Source organism: Cardiobacterium sp., from assembly GCF_057314735.1.
In genome coordinates, this window is sequence record NZ_DBHKZK010000092.1 from 26587 (window position 1) to 41087 (window position 14501).

The window sequence follows — 14501 nt, forward strand, 5'->3', positions numbered from 1 at the left end:
TTCTGCAGCAGTCGAATGTGCGCAAAATCCGGTGATGTTCCAAAATGGGGGCGACTCTGTCAGCGGCCAAAGGTGCCGGTGAGGCTGGCGCTGCCGAGGCTGTGCGCCCAGACGTTGAAGCCGACACGGGCGGTGGTCACGTCTTCGGGCAGCTCAAGGTGGTCGCAATCCAGCGCGTGAATGGTGAAGATGTAGCGGTGTGCGCCGTGGCCGGGCGGCGGGCAGGCGCCGCCATAGTTGTAGTCGCCGTAGTCGTTGCGGGCGTGGCGTGCCCCGGCGGGCAGGTGGGCGGCGGCATTGGCGGGGAGGCTGCGCAGCGCGGCGGGCAGGTTGATGATGTACCAGTGCCAGAAGCCGGAGCCGGTCGGGGCGTCCGGGTCGTAGCAGGAAAGGGCGAAACTTTTGGTACCGGCGGGCGGGTTCGTCCAGTGCAGTTCGGGCGAGTGATTCGCGCCGCCCGCGTCGGTGTGGACTTGTGCCAGCGGCAGGGTGTCGCCGTCGCGGAAAGTGGGAGAGGTAAGGGTAAAGGTTGTCATGGGTTTTCTCCGGTTGGATATGGAAAACGCCAGACGATGCTGGCGTTGTGGGCAGGATGGCGGCGAGGTTATTTGCGTTCTTCGCCTTCGCGGGTGATGACGACCCAGCCTTTGAGTTGTTCGATGCGTTGTTGACTCGGCAGGTAGGTGCCGACGTGTTCGATGTTGGAGGCGCTGTAGGCGGTGGCGGTGCGCGCCATTTCGGCCATGTCGCGTCCCAGCAGCAGGCCGCGGATGGTGCCGGCGACCATCGCGTCGCCTGCGCCGACGGTGCTGGCAACGCGCACGCGCGGCGGTTTGGCGTGTACGGCTTCGTTTTTGGTGATAAACCATGCGCCCTGGCCGCCCATGGAGACGACGACGATTTTCATGCCGCGCTCGATGAAGCCGCGCGCTTCGCGGATGATGTCGGCGTCGGTCGGCAGTTCGCGCCCGCACATTTCTTGCAGCTCATGGATGTTCGGTTTGATCATGTCAGGCAGTACATCCGCGCTCATGGTTTCGGTCAGCGCCTTGCCGCTGCTATCGACGACGATGTATTCAAATTTGCCGCTGTATTTGGCGACGATGCGGGCGTAGAGGTCTTTGTCGATGCCCGCGGGCAGGCTGCCGCCCATCATCAGTACGCGCGCGACGCCGACGTGCTGGTCGATGTAGTCCCACAGTTGTTGTTGGTATTCTTCGGGAACGAAGAGACCGGCGGGGTTGATGTCGGTGGTTTCGCCGTTGCTGCCATCGACGATTTTGACGCAGGTGCGGGTTTCGCCGGGGACGCGGATGCAGTGGTCGATGACGCCGTGCTGTTTGAAGGTGCGGACGAAGCGTTCTTCGTTTTCTGCGCCCATGAAGCCGGTGGCACTGGTGCTGATGCCGGCGTCGGCGAGGTTAATGGCCACGGTCAGGCCTTTGCCGCCGACGGTGATGTCCACGGCCTGGGCGCGGTTGACGGTGTCGCGTTGCCAGCCATCGACGTGGATGGTCATATCGACGGCGGGGTTGGCGGTGATGGTGATGACTTCCATTGGGTCTCCTGTATTGGGTTTGGGGTTTGAAACGGTTTTAGTAAAAAGTTGCGCGCATTATACGGTTTGGCCACGCAGGCGGGGTTATTTTTCCGGGCGGCTGTAGAAGCGGCGCAATTCTTCGGCAAAGGCCGGGGCGCGCCAGGTGTTGCTGGCGGTGATGTGGCCGGCGTGCGGGATGATCCAGAGGCCTGCGTCGGGGATGGTGCGGTACATTTCCAGGGCGTCTGCCAGCGGGGCGACGGGGTCGCGGTCGCCGGTGATGATGAGTACCGGACAACGGATGCGGGCGAGGTCTTCGAGGCGGTGTTTGTGTTCGCTACTGTCTGCGTGCAGGGCGTCGCCGACGCGGGCGATGACGTGTTTCCACGCATCCGCGCCGCCTTGCGGGCTGTGCAGTTTGGAGAGCCAGGCGGCGAGGCCGAAGTTTTCCCAGTAGGCGGGGTCGCCCATTGCATAGACTTGTTTGTGGATGTCGATGTTGCTGCGGTAGCTGATGCGGTAGAGGACGAGGCGTTTGACGCGCTCGGGGTGTTTCAGGGCGAGCCAGAGGGCGACCGCGCCGCCCATGCTGGAGCCGCAGAGGTTGGCGCTTTGTACGCCTTCGGCGTCCATCATTTCAAGGATACTGTCCGCCATGTGGCTGATGGTGAGGCGTTCGCTGGTGAGCGGGCTTTTGCCGTGGCCGGGCAGGTCGGGGATGAGCAGGCGGTAGCGTTTTTCGAGCGGAGCGATTTGTGGTTGCCATTCTTCGCCCGCCATGCCGCCGCTGTGGAGGAGGATGACGGGCTGGCTGTCGGCGTGGCCGTAGGTTTGGTAGTGGATCATAGGTCGAGTTTTTTCAGCAGGTAGTTGGTGAGGTAGGCCAGCGGTTTGTCGCGGCCGTGGGTGGCGTAGTAGAGCTCGTTTTCGTCGCGCGCGGCGCGGCGGATGCGGCTGCCGATGGCGGGGTCGTGGTAGATGATGAGCACCTGGTCGCCTTCTTGCAGCGAGGTGGCGGCGCTGGGCAGGATGATTTGTTGCTGGTTGCGCAGGATGAGCAGCGGGATGGCGTCGTTGGCGGTTTCGGGTTTGTCCGGCAGCATCCACAGGCTTTGCAGGCGCAGCAGGCGGCCGCTTTGCAGTTCGTTGATGATGGCGGGGGCGCGCTGTTTGTCCACTTTGAGGATGTGGTGGCGCGGGTTGTGGTCGCCGGTCAGGGTTTCGATGCGCCGCAGCAGTTTTTGTCCCCACGCCTCGTTTTGGTGCCAGAGGACTTTCATGAAGCGGCTCAACAGGTTTTGTGCGATGCGCGGATAGACTTCGCTGACGATGAGGTCGGCTTCGGCCATAACACGGTCAAATCCGGCGACGGCAAAGAGGCGCTGGTCGGCGCTGCGGTTTTGTTTGCCGACGACGAAGAGCGAGGGGTGCATGGTTTTGGCGGCGACGGCGATGGAGAGGTTGTCCGGGTCGGATTTGTAGGCGGCGACGATGGCCTGGGCGCGGTCGATGCGCGCTTCGCGCAGGGTGACGGCTTCGGTGCCGATGCCGCGTACTTGTCCGGGCGCGGTCGGCAGGTCAGGGTCGATGATGGTGCAGTCCACGCCTTCGTAGTCGAGGAAGCGTTTCAGGGTTTTGCCGAGGGCGTCGTTGCCGCAGATAATCCAGTGTCCCATCGGCGGTTGCGGCGGCGGCTGGTAGGGTTCGCCCGGTGCGCCTTGCAGGCGGGCGATGAGTTCGGCGATGGCGGGGCGGCGCAGCGCGGTGGTCAGGCGCAGGGCAAAGATTTGGTTGGTGTTGATGGTGGCGTCGGTGTTGAAGGATTTGGCGTTGGCGCTGCCAGCGCGGGTGTAGGTGCGGCAGATGATTTGGAAGCGGGTCTGGTCGGAGGTCAGGAGGCGGGCGGCGAGCGAGACTTTGATGTTCACCGCTTCGGAGTCGGTGATGGCGATGACGGCGCGGCAATGCGGCGATTGCACGCCCGCTTTCAGCAGCAGCTCCACGCTGTAGGCGTCGCCGGTGATGGCAAGCACGCCGTGCAGGCTGGGGTCGAGCGCCATTTTGTTGATGCGCACCGGGTCGTTGTCGATGACGACGCACTGGTAGCCGGAATTGAGCAGCAGGCGGACAAGGCGTTGCCCGGATTCGCCGAAGCCGCAGATGATGCAGAAGCGGCGCCGCTGTTTGGCGACTTGCCGGGCGAAGCGGCTTTCGCTGAGCGCGTGCTGGAAGGTGGGGTCTTGCAAGAGGGCGATGACTTTCCCGATGGCGTAGAACCAAGCGGGGACGGTGTAGTAGATGCTGACGACGACCCACATCCGCTGCCATTCGGAAAAGGCGAGCGGCAATTCGCCGTAGCCGATGGTGGTGGCGGTGTAGCTGACCCAGTAGAAGGCCTGAAAGAGGGTGAGGTAGGTGAGTTCGCCGTCGGCATTGACCGCCGGGATGAGGGTGATGCCGAGGATGGCGAGCGAATACGTCCCCAGCAGGATGAGTGCCGGGCGGCGCATTTGCCGCAGGATGAGATAGACGACTTCGTTCATCAGCGGCGCAGCGTTGCGGCTTCGATGACGACGAGTGTGACCGAGACGAGGTTGGCGACGAGCGCGCCTGCGGTGAAGGAGACAATGGTCGCCATCGTGCTGGCTTCGAGCAGGGAGACGCTGAAGGTCCAGGAGAAGACGGCGCCGAGCAGTTGCACGTCGGCAACGAGGCTGGTCGCCAGCATTAGCGAGCCGAGATGGGAGCGGTCGCCGAATTTGAGGATGGTGCAGACGATGCTGACGATAAAGGCGAAGAAGAGTTCGAGTTTGTCGTGGTGTTCGGGGTTGCTAATGTCGCCATAGACAAAGCCGAAGTTGAGGGTAAGGGCGAGGAGGACGAAAAAGCCGAACCAGACACGTTCGCTGCGCATGGATGCTCCGTAAGGTTAAAAATCGGCGGCTATTTTAACGCGAGCCGTCTGGCGGTTTTCAAATTATCCCCGCTCTGGCGGGTGGGGATTTATCGCGATACTCACAAAGTTCTGTACAAGGTGCGCCGATTTCCCCCTCCCCCGCAGGGCGAAGCCCGCAGCGGGGGAGGGTAGGGTGGGGGTAGAGGCATTCATGCTATCACCGAAGCAAAAACGGCATCCGAATCTGCCCCGTCTTACTGCGGACGGAAATCCCGGTAACAACTATAGCCATCCACAAAAAGCCTCATACTGTGTTGCTCCGCTGACCGGGTTTCCTAAAAAATGGCATAGCCATTTTTTAGGGTGCCCGCACCGTACAACCGCGTACTGCCTTTAATGGCGCGCCTTGTCTGAAACTTTCGGTGGACGGCTATACTGCGGCTACCGCCTAACGTCTCTCTCTTGCTCCGCAAGCAAGAGAAAGGGCTGGGGTGAGGGCAGCAAATAATTGAAAAAGCAGAATTTCGGTTTGTCGATAATATCGCTACCCCCACCCCGGCCCTCCCCCGCTGCGGGCTTCGCCCTGCGGGGGAGGGGGAATTTCGCTTTTACCCGCAGACTCTAAACAGGTTCTAAAAGGCAAACGGCTTCAGGCGGTCAGGTATCTCTCGCACGATGCTGGCTGGTGGTTGTAGGGTGGGTCTTGACTCACCGCACCGAAACAACATCGGCGGCAGTAATACTTAACCCCACCCCGACCCTCCCCCACCGGGGGAGGGGGCAGAACGGCGCGGATTTCGGCATTTGTTCCCGTATTGCACGCGGTGGGGGAGAGGGTAGCGCAGCATTCGTTCCCACCCACAGCCGTGTCAGCGCGGTGGGGCAAGCCCCGTCCTACATTTACATACAGGGTAGCGGGAAAGGTGTATGTAAACGGACTTCCCCGCCGCCCTGAAATATAGCCGTTCACCGAGAGTTTCAGACAAGGCGCAGATTTCCCCCTCCCCCGCAGGGCAAAGCCCGCAGCGGGGGAGGGACGGGGTGGGGGTGAGCGATATTGTTGATGAATCAAAAGACCATCTCTCGCTACGCGAGCAATGCTTGTCCCACAGGGGGGGAGGGGGCAGAACAGCGCGGGTTTCGGCATTTGTTTCCGTATTGCAGGCGGTGGGGGAGAGGGTAGCGCAGCATTCGTTCCCACAGCCGTGTCAGCGCGGTGGGGCAAGCTCCACCCTCCGTTTACATACACCTTGAGCGCTCAAGTGTATGTAAAAGGACTTCCCCGCCGCCCCGGATAAAATCCGCTATCATTTTCCCGACCCTTTGACAGGAGCCGCCGCCATGTCCAACCCCTCTCCCTGGCGCATCATCGACCCGGTGCGCCCGCAAATCCGCCGCGCGATGATGATTTCCACTGCCGCCATTGCCTTCGGCACCGCCGCGTTGCTGCTGATGGCGCATATGCTCAAAGACCTGCTCGCTGGGCGCGCCAACGGGTTTGCCGCCGCGCTGCTGGTCGCGCTCACCCTCGCTGCCTTTGCCCTGCGCGGCTACGCCTTCCGCGTCTCGCATCTTGCCGCTTTTCGCTTAGAAACCCTGCTGCGCAGCCAACTTGCCGAACGCCTGGCGCAAGTCTCGCTCGGTTTCCTGCACGACCGGGGCGCGGCGGCGCTGACCAAGGTAATGCAGGACGACGTGCGCGGTCTGCACGTTTTCGTTGCCGACAGCACGCCGCTTTACGCCCGCGCCTACGCCGCGCCGCTGATTGCCTTTGTCGTGCTGCTCGTTGTCGATTGGCGCCTTGCTCTGGTTGCCGCTGCTGTGCTGGCTGTCGGCATGGTGATATTCGGCCTCGTCATGCGCGGCGCGGGCGAGTCCACCGCCGCCTACAACGCCGCGCGCGAGCAGGTGAACGTTGCCGTGGTCGAATTCGTACAGGCGATGCCGGTAGTGCGCACCTTCGACGGCGGCGAAACCAGCTTCGGCCGCTACCAGCGCGCGCTGGATAACTACCTCGCCATGCTCATCGGCTGGTATCGCTCGGTCGGCGGCTCGGCGCGCAGCGGCATGCTGATACTGAACCCGATGCCGACCCTGGTCGTGCTGCTCTGGGCGGGTTTCTACTGGTGGCAGGAGGACGCGCTGCCCTTTGCCACCTGGCTCGCCGTGCTGCTCATCGGCACCGGCATGGCGGAAGCGCTCTTGCCCTACATCTCGCTCTACCACCTGATTGAGCAGGGTAAAATCAGCGCCGAACGCATCATCGAAGTGCTGGACGCGCCGGTGCTGCCGGTGCTTGCGCCGCCGCAAACGCCAAAAGACGCCAGCGTCAGCTTCCATCAAGTCAATTTCCGCTACCCCGGCCGCGAAAAAAACGCGCTGACCGACATCAGCTTCACCGCGCCGGCGGGCAGCCTGACCGCGCTGGTTGGCAGTTCGGGCGCGGGCAAAACCACCGTCGCCCGCCTCATTCCGCGCTTTTGGGACGCCGACAGCGGCGAAATCCGCATTGGCGGCGCCGACATCCGCCACCTCGCCCCGGAAGCGCTGATGGCACAAGTCGCCTTCGTTTTTCAGGACAACTTCCTCTTCAGCGGCACCATTGCCGACAACATCCGCCTCGGCACGCCCGACGCCAGCGACGCCGAAGTAGAAGCCGCCGCGCGTGCCGCGCAATGCCACGACTTCATCATGACGCTGCCGGATGGCTACCAAACTGCCGTCGGCGAACGCGGCGCCACCCTCTCCGGCGGTGAACGCCAGCGCATCACCATCGCCCGCGCTATCCTGCAAAACCGCCCCATCCTCATCCTTGACGAAGCGACCGCCTTTGCCGACGCCGAAAACGAAGCGCTCTTGATGCGCGCGCTGGCGGCGTTGATGCAGGACAAAACCGTGCTGATGATTGCCCACCGCCTCGCCACCATCCGCCACGCCACGCAGATTCTCGTCTTCGACCATGGGCAACTGGTCGAACAAGGCGACCACGCCAGTCTTATCGCGCAAAACGGCCGCTACGCCCGCCTCTGGCAGGCGAGCCAAACCGCGCAAAACTGGCAAATCGGCGCAAGCCACTAACCATAAGGAACTATCATGAAAACTCGTCCCCTCGCTTTAATTATCGGCACCGTTCTTGCCAGCCAGCACGCCGCCGCTATCGACACCCCGCCCGGCTGGGAGCGCAAAAGCATGCCAAGCGGCGCTATATACAGCCCCAAAAATGAAGAAGGGCGCGAAATTGGTGTCGAAATCTCCGACCTGATAGCGGGGCAAGGCAGCCCGGCGCAAGTATTGAACCTCTTTGCCGACGCTATAAACAGCAGTGGCATGACCATCGTCCAGCGCGGCGAAGTTGAAGAAAGCGGCAACATCGCCACGCTCTCGCTTGAAGTCGAGTATCAGGGCAAAAGCATTCTTGCCAATCTCACCGTCTATCCGGTCGGCAACGACAAAATGCGCATCATTGATTTCCAGACGGAAAAAGATGCCGAACTCTTGCAGCGCCACCAAAAAACCATCACCGCGCTGATTGCCGCGCAATATTTGGAAGACCAAGGCGGTGCGGCAAGTACGCCCGCGAGCAGCACGGCAAGCAGTAGCAGCGCCAGCACAGCGAGCAGCAGCACGTCAACTGCCAGCAGCACGGGCAGCAGCGGCAACGTCAAAGGCGGTGTCAGGCATGGCGAAGCCTTTATGCGGCAATTCAAAATAGATGGGCTGACGCCCGGTGGCGACCTGGTTTTTGGTGACTATCAATGCAAGGTACAGATTGATGGCGGTGCGCAATTTACTCTTTCGCTTTATGAGAATGGTGAATACCGTATCAGCGGATTTAAGGATCAGACCGGCGAATTCCGATACGAGAACGACGGTCGTATCAATATTAGCAGCAAGCATTTTTTGTACAATTACGAAAACTCGGATGGTGAAACCAAAGAAATCGCCTTCTTCTTCCGGCACAAAGACGGCGAATTGGGCATCTACGGGCAGAATATTGGCGACAACTTCATCAACGTCTGCCAATACCAGGGCGCGGCGAAAAACGCCTCGCCGACACAGCAGGCTGCCGATGATGCCGAAGCGCGCCGCTTCAAATGGGTTACTGCACCGGGCAAAGGCGTAGCGCTTGGCGACATCGAAGCGCTCTACAACCACGTTTACAACGACTACAGCGGCATTGGCGTTACCCTTGAGCACGACATCTGGCTGCTTCTGAAAGACGGTCAGGCGTATAAAGACTTGCCGGTCAGCCCCGCCGATTTTGACGTTGCCGCCTCGCGCCAGCACGAGCCCGACAAATGGTACGCCTGGCGCAGAAAGGGCGATGGTTACGAGATCCAGAAAGACGGCGAATGGCAGGAACTGGAAGGCGTCGCGCGCGCGCCTGCCAAAACCGGCGAGACCATCGAAGGCAGTTACACCCACTACTCCTCCGGCGGCACCTACTACAGCAGCTTTGCCAGCTTCGACACCATCAATTTCAAACGCGACGGTACCTTCAGCGACAGCAGCCGCAGCACCATTCATTCCAATACCGCAGGTCTGGGCGATGATGGCGTGATTGCCCACAGCGGAAACTTCAGTACCGGCGCGGGCGGCCGTTACCACATCGACGGCTACACCATCGAACTCACCTACCCGAATGGCAAGACCGAGCGCGAGCTTTTCTTCTTTTGGAATAACGAGAGGAATTCCCTCAATATCGGCGAGACCACCTATTCCACCGATTGAGGCGGCAAATAAGCCCTAAAACCAATAACGGTATGCCAACACCGCGCTCATGATGAGCGACATCGTAATCACCGCCGGGCGAATCAGGCGATTGCCCTTGCTGATGACCAGCCCGGCGGCGAGGCGCGCGCCGAGTAGTTGTCCTACCGCCATGGCAAGCCCCGCAGTCCAGACGACTTTGCCGCCTGCGAGAAAAACCAGCAGCGAAACCAAATTGGTGGTGGCGTTGTAGGCTTTGGCCTCAATCGCCGCCTGTTGCAGGGTGTAGCCGCGCAGGGAAATCAGCGCCAGCATAAAAAAACTGCCCGTACCGGGGCCGAGAAAGCCGTCGTAAAAACCAATCGGCAAAGCGGCGGCAGCGACAAAGCCGGCAAAGGACAGCCGCGCCTGATGCACCACCGTACCGAGCGCAGGCATGAAAAGAAAAAGCAGCGCCACCGCCACGAGCAGCAACGGCAGCCCCTTTTGCAACAAATCCTTCGGCAGAAACTGCACCGTCAGCGTGCCGCAGGCGGCGCCAATGGCGCAGGCGATGATGCCCGGCAAGAGGCGGCGAAATTGCATCTGGTCGCGTTTGACGAAATAGCTGGTTGCCAGCAGCGTGCCGCAACTACCCTGCAGTTTGGTGGTGGCAAGCGCCTCGTCCGTCGGCAACCCGGCGAGCGATAGCGCCGGAATGGTCAGCATGCCACCGCCGCCGGCGAACAGGCGCCCGTCCTCAAACGCTGCCTGCGCGACAGCATCGCCGCCGCCTGCCTGCAAGGCGCGGGATTCGCGCTGCTGCTGCCGCTGTTTCTCGCGCTGGGCGACGGCAAAAACGCCCGCGCCGTGCTGTGGCTGGCCGCGCTCACCGTACTCTTTGCCCTCGCCGCCGTCTTCCGCTGGCGCTCGCAAGACTACGACTACCACGGCAACTGCGCCCGTGCGGGCGATGCCGCCCGCCGCCGTATGGGCGAACACCTGCGCCGCATTCCCCTGCAAACCCTCTACCGCCCGCGCCGCGCGCTGCCACGACTTCATCATGGCGATGCCGGACGGCTACCAAACCCGCGTCGGCGACATCGGCGGCAAACTCTCCGGCGGCGAAAAACAGCGCATCAGCATCGCCCGCGCCCTGCTGAAAAACGCGCCAATCATCATCCTCGACGAACCCACCGCCGCGCTCGATACCGAAAGCGAAGTCGCGGTACAACAAGCCATCGACGCGCTGGTCAAAGACAAAACCGTCATCGTCATCACCCACCGCTTGAGCACCATCAGCGGCGCGCAGCAAATCATCGTCCTCGCCGACGGCCAGGTCGCCGCCAGCGGCAGCCACGACGAACTACTCGCACAAAACGGGCTGTACCGCAAACTGTGGCAGGCAGGCGGCTGGGATGGCGATTGAGGCCAGAATCCCCCTCCCCTGCAGGGCGAAGCCCGCAGCGGGACTGGAACAGCTCGCGCGTAGTGCGAGAAAGGGTTGGGGAGGGGGTAGCGTCCGTAACTTTATCGCCAATGCAATTCAGCGCCGCAGGTCGGCCATTCATGGCCGACAATAAAAAAGTCGGGCACAAATGCCCGACCTGCACGAATGTCCCCGCCTGCGCCACTATCTATTTCCCGCGCAACTGACCCTCTATAAAAGCCTCAATCACCGCCTCCGCTTCCGCCTCGCTGTAATAATGACGCGGATAGAGGCGGCCTGTCGCGGGTAGCGCGCGCTGTTGCGCCCACACGTCCGCGCGCACCACCACGCTGAGCTTCGGCGGATGCGGCAATTTCTGCGCGAGCATCGCCTCAACTTCGCTCAACAAAAAGCGCAGTTGATAGCCATCGCTGCCGTTTGCCACCCACAACTGCCACTGCAAACCCTCCTGCTTGCCAAGCAGGACGCGGCTGCGCCACTCGCCCGGCAGACAGGCATAAAGCAGATTCTGATAATTGCGCGACGACGTCGTATCGACATCCAGCTGGCGCAGCAGCGGGCGCAAAAAATCGCGCGCAGGGGCAAGAGGTTTTTTCATGAGCGTGCTTGATAAAAACAAAGGCGGACGCATATCCGCTAACGTCGCCATCATAGCAAAGCGTGCCAAATCCTGCGCCGCACCGCAGCAATTGCGGTATCATGCGCGCCTTTCCAAGCCGCAAACCAATCAAAAGGAAGAACATTTATGTGGAATAGCCTTGCAGCCAAAATTTTCGGTTCCCGCAACGACCGACTCATCAAGCAATACCGCAAAACCGTCGCCAAAATCAACGCCCTCGAACCACAAATCCAGGCGCTTGACGACGACGCCCTCAAGGCGAAAACCACCGAATTCCGCGAACGCCTCGCCAAAGGCGAAACCCTCGACCACATCCTGCCCGAAGCCTTCGCCGTCGTGCGCGAAGCGAGCAAACGCGTCCTCGGCCTGCGCCACTACGACGTGCAGATGATAGGCGGCATCGTCCTGCACCAAGGCAAAATCGCCGAAATGCGCACCGGCGAAGGCAAAACCCTCGTCGCCACCCTTGCCGTGTACTTGAACGCCCTGCCCGGCAAAGGCGTACACGTCGTTACCGTCAACGACTACCTCGCCCGCCGCGACGGTGAAGAACTCGGCGAACTCTACGGCTTCCTCGGCATGACCACCGGCATCATCGTCGCCGGCATGCCGCAAGAAGACAAACAGGCGGCATATCGCAGCGACATCACCTACGGCACCAACAACGAATTTGGCTTCGACTACCTGCGCAGCAACATGGCGCTCGCCCCCGAAGACCGCCTGCAACGCGAACTCAACTACGCCATCGTGGACGAAGTGGACTCCATCCTCATCGACGAAGCGCGCACCCCGCTCATCATCTCCGGTGCCTCCGACATCGACAACGGCCTCTACGAAAAACTGAACACCCTCGTCCCCGAACTCGTGCCGCAAAAAGAAAAAGACGGCCCCGGCGACTTCAGCATCGACGAAAAAATCAAACAGGTCGGCCTCACCGAAAGCGGCCACGAACACCTCGAAGCGCTCTTGCACCAGCACGGCCTGCTCGCCGCAGACGAAAGCCTCTACGACCCGAAAAACCTCGGCATCTTCCACCACCTGAACGCCTGCCTGCGCGCGCACCACCTCTACCACAAAGACGTGGACTACATCGTGCGCAACAACGAAGTCGTCATCGTCGACGAATTTACCGGACGCACCATGGACGGTCGCCGCTGGTCGGACGGCCTGCACCAGGCCATCGAAATCAAAGAAGGCGTGCCGATCAAACAAGAAACCCAAACGCTGGCCTCCATCACCTACCAAAACTTCTTCCGCCTCTACGACAAACTGGCGGGCATGACCGGTACCGCCGACACCGAAGCCTTTGAATTCCAGGACATCTACGGCCTCGAAACCGTCGTCATCCCCACCAACCGCCCGGTACAGCGCAAAGACCACACCGACCTCATCTACCTCAACCAAAAAGGCAAATACGACGCCATCGCCGCCGACGTGCGCGAATGCAAAGAACGCGGCCAGCCGGTACTGCTCGGCACCGCCTCCATCGAAACCTCCGAACTCGTCTCGCGCCTTTTGACCGACCTCGGCATCGAACACAACGTGTTGAACGCCAAACAACACGCGCGCGAAGCCGAAATCATCGCCCAGGCCGGTCGCCCCGGCCAGGTAACGATAGCCACCAACATGGCAGGGCGCGGTACCGACATCGTCCTCGGCGGCTCACTGCGCAGCGAACTGAACGCGCTCGGCAAAGACGCGACCGAAGAAGCCAAACAGGCGGTGCGCGACGACTGGCAACAGCGCCACGAAGCCGTTATCGCCGCCGGTGGCCTGCACGTCATTGGCGCCGAACGCCACGAATCGCGCCGTATCGACAACCAGCTCCGTGGCCGCTCCGGCCGCCAGGGCGACCCCGGCTCCAGCCGCTTCTACGTCGCCCTCGACGACAACCTCGTCCGCATCTTCGCCGGCGAGCGCATGGCGAGCATGATGCAGCGCCTCGGCATGAGCGAAGACGAAGCCATCGAATCGCGCATGGTCTCCAAACAAATCGAAGGCGCGCAGCGCAAAGTAGAAGCGCACAACTTCGACTCGCGCAAAAACCTGCTCGAATACGACAACGTCGCCAACGAACAGCGCAAAGTCATCTACACCCAGCGTTCCAACATCATGGACGCCGACAACATCGCCGAACTCATCGCCGGAATGCGCCACACCGTCATGGAAAACCTCGCCAGCCGCTACATCAGCGACGACCAGGTACGACAAAACTGGGACATCCCCGGCCTCGAAACCGCGCTGCGCAACGAATTTGGCCTGGCGGTGGACATCCAGAACCACTGGCTGCAAGCCAACCCCAACATGAGCGCCAAACAAATCACCGACGGCCTGGTCGAAACCCTTGAACACATCCAGCAAGAAAAAGAAGCGCAGGTCGGAGCCGACATCATGCGCCGCGTCGAAAAATACATCGCGCTACAAACCATCGACACCCAGTGGAAACAACACCTGGCGACGATGGATATGCTGCGCCAGGCCATCTGGCTGCGCTCACGCGCCCAAAAAGACCCGAAGCGCGAATACCAGCGCGAAGCCTTTGAACTGTTCAAAGACCTGCTCGACCACATCCAGTTTGAAATCGTGCGCGTCATGGCACACATCCAGTTCCAGGCACAAAACGCGGCGGACGAAGCCGAAGCCATGCAACAACAAGCCCAACGCCAACACGACGCCGAACTCGCTCACGCCCGCTACCAGGGCAGCGCCAACAGCAGCGAAGAAAGCGGCCTACGCGAACCGACCGCCGAAGAACTCGCCAAAACCGGACGCAACGACCCCTGTCCCTGCGGCTCCGGCAAACGCCTGAAAGACTGCCACGGCAAACTGGCATAACCCTGAACCCCGCTCCGGCGGGGTTTTTCACATAAATCCCCCTCCCCCCGCAGGGCGAAGCCCGCAGCGGGACTGGAACAGCTCGCGCGTAGTGCGACAAGCATTTGCTCGCGGAGCGAGATATAGTCATCCACCGAAAGTTTCAGACAAGGCGCGTCGCCGAAGACAGTACGCGGTTGTACGGCGCGGGTTTCCCTAAAAAATGGCTCCGCCATTTTTTAGGGTGCCCGGTCAGGCGACGCAACACAGTATGAGGCTTTCGGTGGATGGCTATAAAGGGTTAGGGAGGGAGTAGCGCCCCACGGTACCACTGCCGAAACGGCCACCAGCGTAGGTCGGCCATTCATGGCCGACAACAAAAACGTCGGGCATAAATGCCCGACCTACGACTACCCACCGGAAACGTCAACTGCCGCTCGAATACCCGCCGATCAGCCCCCTCCCCCGTGGGGGAGGGCTGGGGTGGGGTTAC

10 protein-coding genes and 1 pseudogene are annotated in these 14501 nt (G+C 61.3%); 4 read left to right on the top strand and 7 right to left on the bottom strand.

Annotation, left to right across the window (positions count from 1 at the left end):
- Positions 1 to 59: 59 nt before the first annotated feature.
- The 5 genes from ACO54Z_RS13065 to ACO54Z_RS13085 all read right to left on the bottom strand — a co-directional run bounded on the left by ACO54Z_RS13065 (position 60) and on the right by ACO54Z_RS13085 (position 4454).
- On the bottom strand, positions 60 to 536 hold the full coding sequence (locus tag ACO54Z_RS13065; protein WP_485997404.1) for a YbhB/YbcL family Raf kinase inhibitor-like protein: 477 nt from the start codon (positions 534 to 536) through the stop codon (positions 60 to 62).
- Positions 537 to 604: 68 nt separating this feature from the next.
- Positions 605 to 1558, bottom strand: a complete 954-nt coding sequence (pfkB, locus tag ACO54Z_RS13070) for a 1-phosphofructokinase (RefSeq protein ID WP_485997405.1) — start codon at positions 1556 to 1558, stop codon at positions 605 to 607.
- Positions 1559 to 1642: 84 nt separating this feature from the next.
- Positions 1643 to 2386: an alpha/beta fold hydrolase gene (locus ACO54Z_RS13075; RefSeq protein WP_485997406.1), complete on the bottom strand. Its 744-nt coding sequence runs from the start codon at positions 2384 to 2386 to the stop codon at positions 1643 to 1645.
- Positions 2383 to 4083 carry an NAD-binding protein gene (locus ACO54Z_RS13080; protein ID WP_485997407.1) on the bottom strand — a complete coding sequence of 567 codons (1701 nt, stop codon included), beginning with the start codon at positions 4081 to 4083 and terminating at the stop codon, positions 2383 to 2385. The genes ACO54Z_RS13075 and ACO54Z_RS13080 overlap by 4 nt, the downstream gene beginning before the upstream one ends.
- Positions 4083 to 4454, bottom strand: coding sequence for a DUF6394 family protein (locus ACO54Z_RS13085; RefSeq protein WP_485997408.1), 372 nt, complete (start codon positions 4452 to 4454; stop codon positions 4083 to 4085). The genes ACO54Z_RS13080 and ACO54Z_RS13085 overlap by 1 nt, the downstream gene beginning before the upstream one ends.
- Positions 4455 to 5777: 1323 nt before the next feature.
- Between ACO54Z_RS13085 and ACO54Z_RS13090 the strand changes: the two genes are divergently transcribed.
- Both ACO54Z_RS13090 and ACO54Z_RS13095 read left to right on the top strand, forming a co-directional pair.
- A complete protein-coding gene (locus ACO54Z_RS13090; RefSeq protein ID WP_485997409.1) occupies positions 5778 to 7514 on the top strand; it encodes an ABC transporter ATP-binding protein in 1737 nt (578 codons plus the stop codon).
- Between the two features lie 15 nt (positions 7515 to 7529).
- Positions 7530 to 9167, top strand: coding sequence for a hypothetical protein (locus ACO54Z_RS13095; protein WP_485997410.1), 1638 nt, complete (start codon positions 7530 to 7532; stop codon positions 9165 to 9167).
- Positions 9168 to 9182: 15 nt separating this feature from the next.
- Here the strand turns inward: ACO54Z_RS13095 and ACO54Z_RS13100 are convergent, their stop codons facing one another.
- The gene (locus tag ACO54Z_RS13100) at positions 9183 to 10190 is read right to left on the bottom strand and encodes a TSUP family transporter (RefSeq protein ID WP_485997411.1); all 1008 of its coding nucleotides are present in this window, start codon (positions 10188 to 10190) and stop codon (positions 9183 to 9185) included.
- Here ACO54Z_RS13100 and ACO54Z_RS13105 point away from each other — a divergent pair.
- Positions 10153 to 10554 (top strand): annotated as a pseudogene (locus ACO54Z_RS13105) (ATP-binding cassette domain-containing protein); the annotation flags it as partial. The gene ACO54Z_RS13100 and the pseudogene ACO54Z_RS13105 overlap by 38 nt on opposite strands.
- Before the next feature lie 208 nt (positions 10555 to 10762).
- Here ACO54Z_RS13105 and ACO54Z_RS13110 read toward each other — a convergent pair.
- Positions 10763 to 11173: a hypothetical protein gene (locus tag ACO54Z_RS13110; RefSeq protein ID WP_485997412.1), complete on the bottom strand. Its 411-nt coding sequence runs from the start codon at positions 11171 to 11173 to the stop codon at positions 10763 to 10765.
- Between the two features lie 147 nt (positions 11174 to 11320).
- Here ACO54Z_RS13110 and secA point away from each other — a divergent pair, with 147 nt between their 5' ends.
- The gene (gene secA / locus ACO54Z_RS13115; RefSeq protein WP_485997413.1) at positions 11321 to 14029 is read left to right on the top strand and encodes a preprotein translocase subunit SecA; all 2709 of its coding nucleotides are present in this window, start codon (positions 11321 to 11323) and stop codon (positions 14027 to 14029) included.
- Positions 14030 to 14501 lie beyond the last annotated feature (472 nt).

What these genes read in the sequence shown, in the direction of transcription:
- ACO54Z_RS13065 (WP_485997404.1), bottom strand. Translation starts at nt 536, where the DNA reads ATGACAACCTTTACCCTTACCTCTCCCACTTTCCGCGACGGCGACACC.
- pfkB (WP_485997405.1), bottom strand. Translation starts at nt 1,558, where the DNA reads ATGGAAGTCATCACCATCACCGCCAACCCCGCCGTCGATATGACCATC.
- ACO54Z_RS13075 (WP_485997406.1), bottom strand. Translation starts at nt 2,386, where the DNA reads ATGATCCACTACCAAACCTACGGCCACGCCGACAGCCAGCCCGTCATC.
- ACO54Z_RS13080 (WP_485997407.1), bottom strand. Translation starts at nt 4,083, where the DNA reads ATGAACGAAGTCGTCTATCTCATCCTGCGGCAAATGCGCCGCCCGGCA.
- ACO54Z_RS13085 (WP_485997408.1), bottom strand. Translation starts at nt 4,454, where the DNA reads ATGCGCAGCGAACGTGTCTGGTTCGGCTTTTTCGTCCTCCTCGCCCTT.
- ACO54Z_RS13090 (WP_485997409.1), top strand. Translation starts at nt 5,778, where the DNA reads ATGTCCAACCCCTCTCCCTGGCGCATCATCGACCCGGTGCGCCCGCAA.
- ACO54Z_RS13095 (WP_485997410.1), top strand. Translation starts at nt 7,530, where the DNA reads ATGAAAACTCGTCCCCTCGCTTTAATTATCGGCACCGTTCTTGCCAGC.
- ACO54Z_RS13100 (WP_485997411.1), bottom strand. Translation starts at nt 10,190, where the DNA reads ATGATGAAGTCGTGGCAGCGCGCGGCGCGGGCGGTAGAGGGTTTGCAG.
- ACO54Z_RS13110 (WP_485997412.1), bottom strand. Translation starts at nt 11,173, where the DNA reads ATGAAAAAACCTCTTGCCCCTGCGCGCGATTTTTTGCGCCCGCTGCTG.
- secA (WP_485997413.1), top strand. Translation starts at nt 11,321, where the DNA reads ATGTGGAATAGCCTTGCAGCCAAAATTTTCGGTTCCCGCAACGACCGA.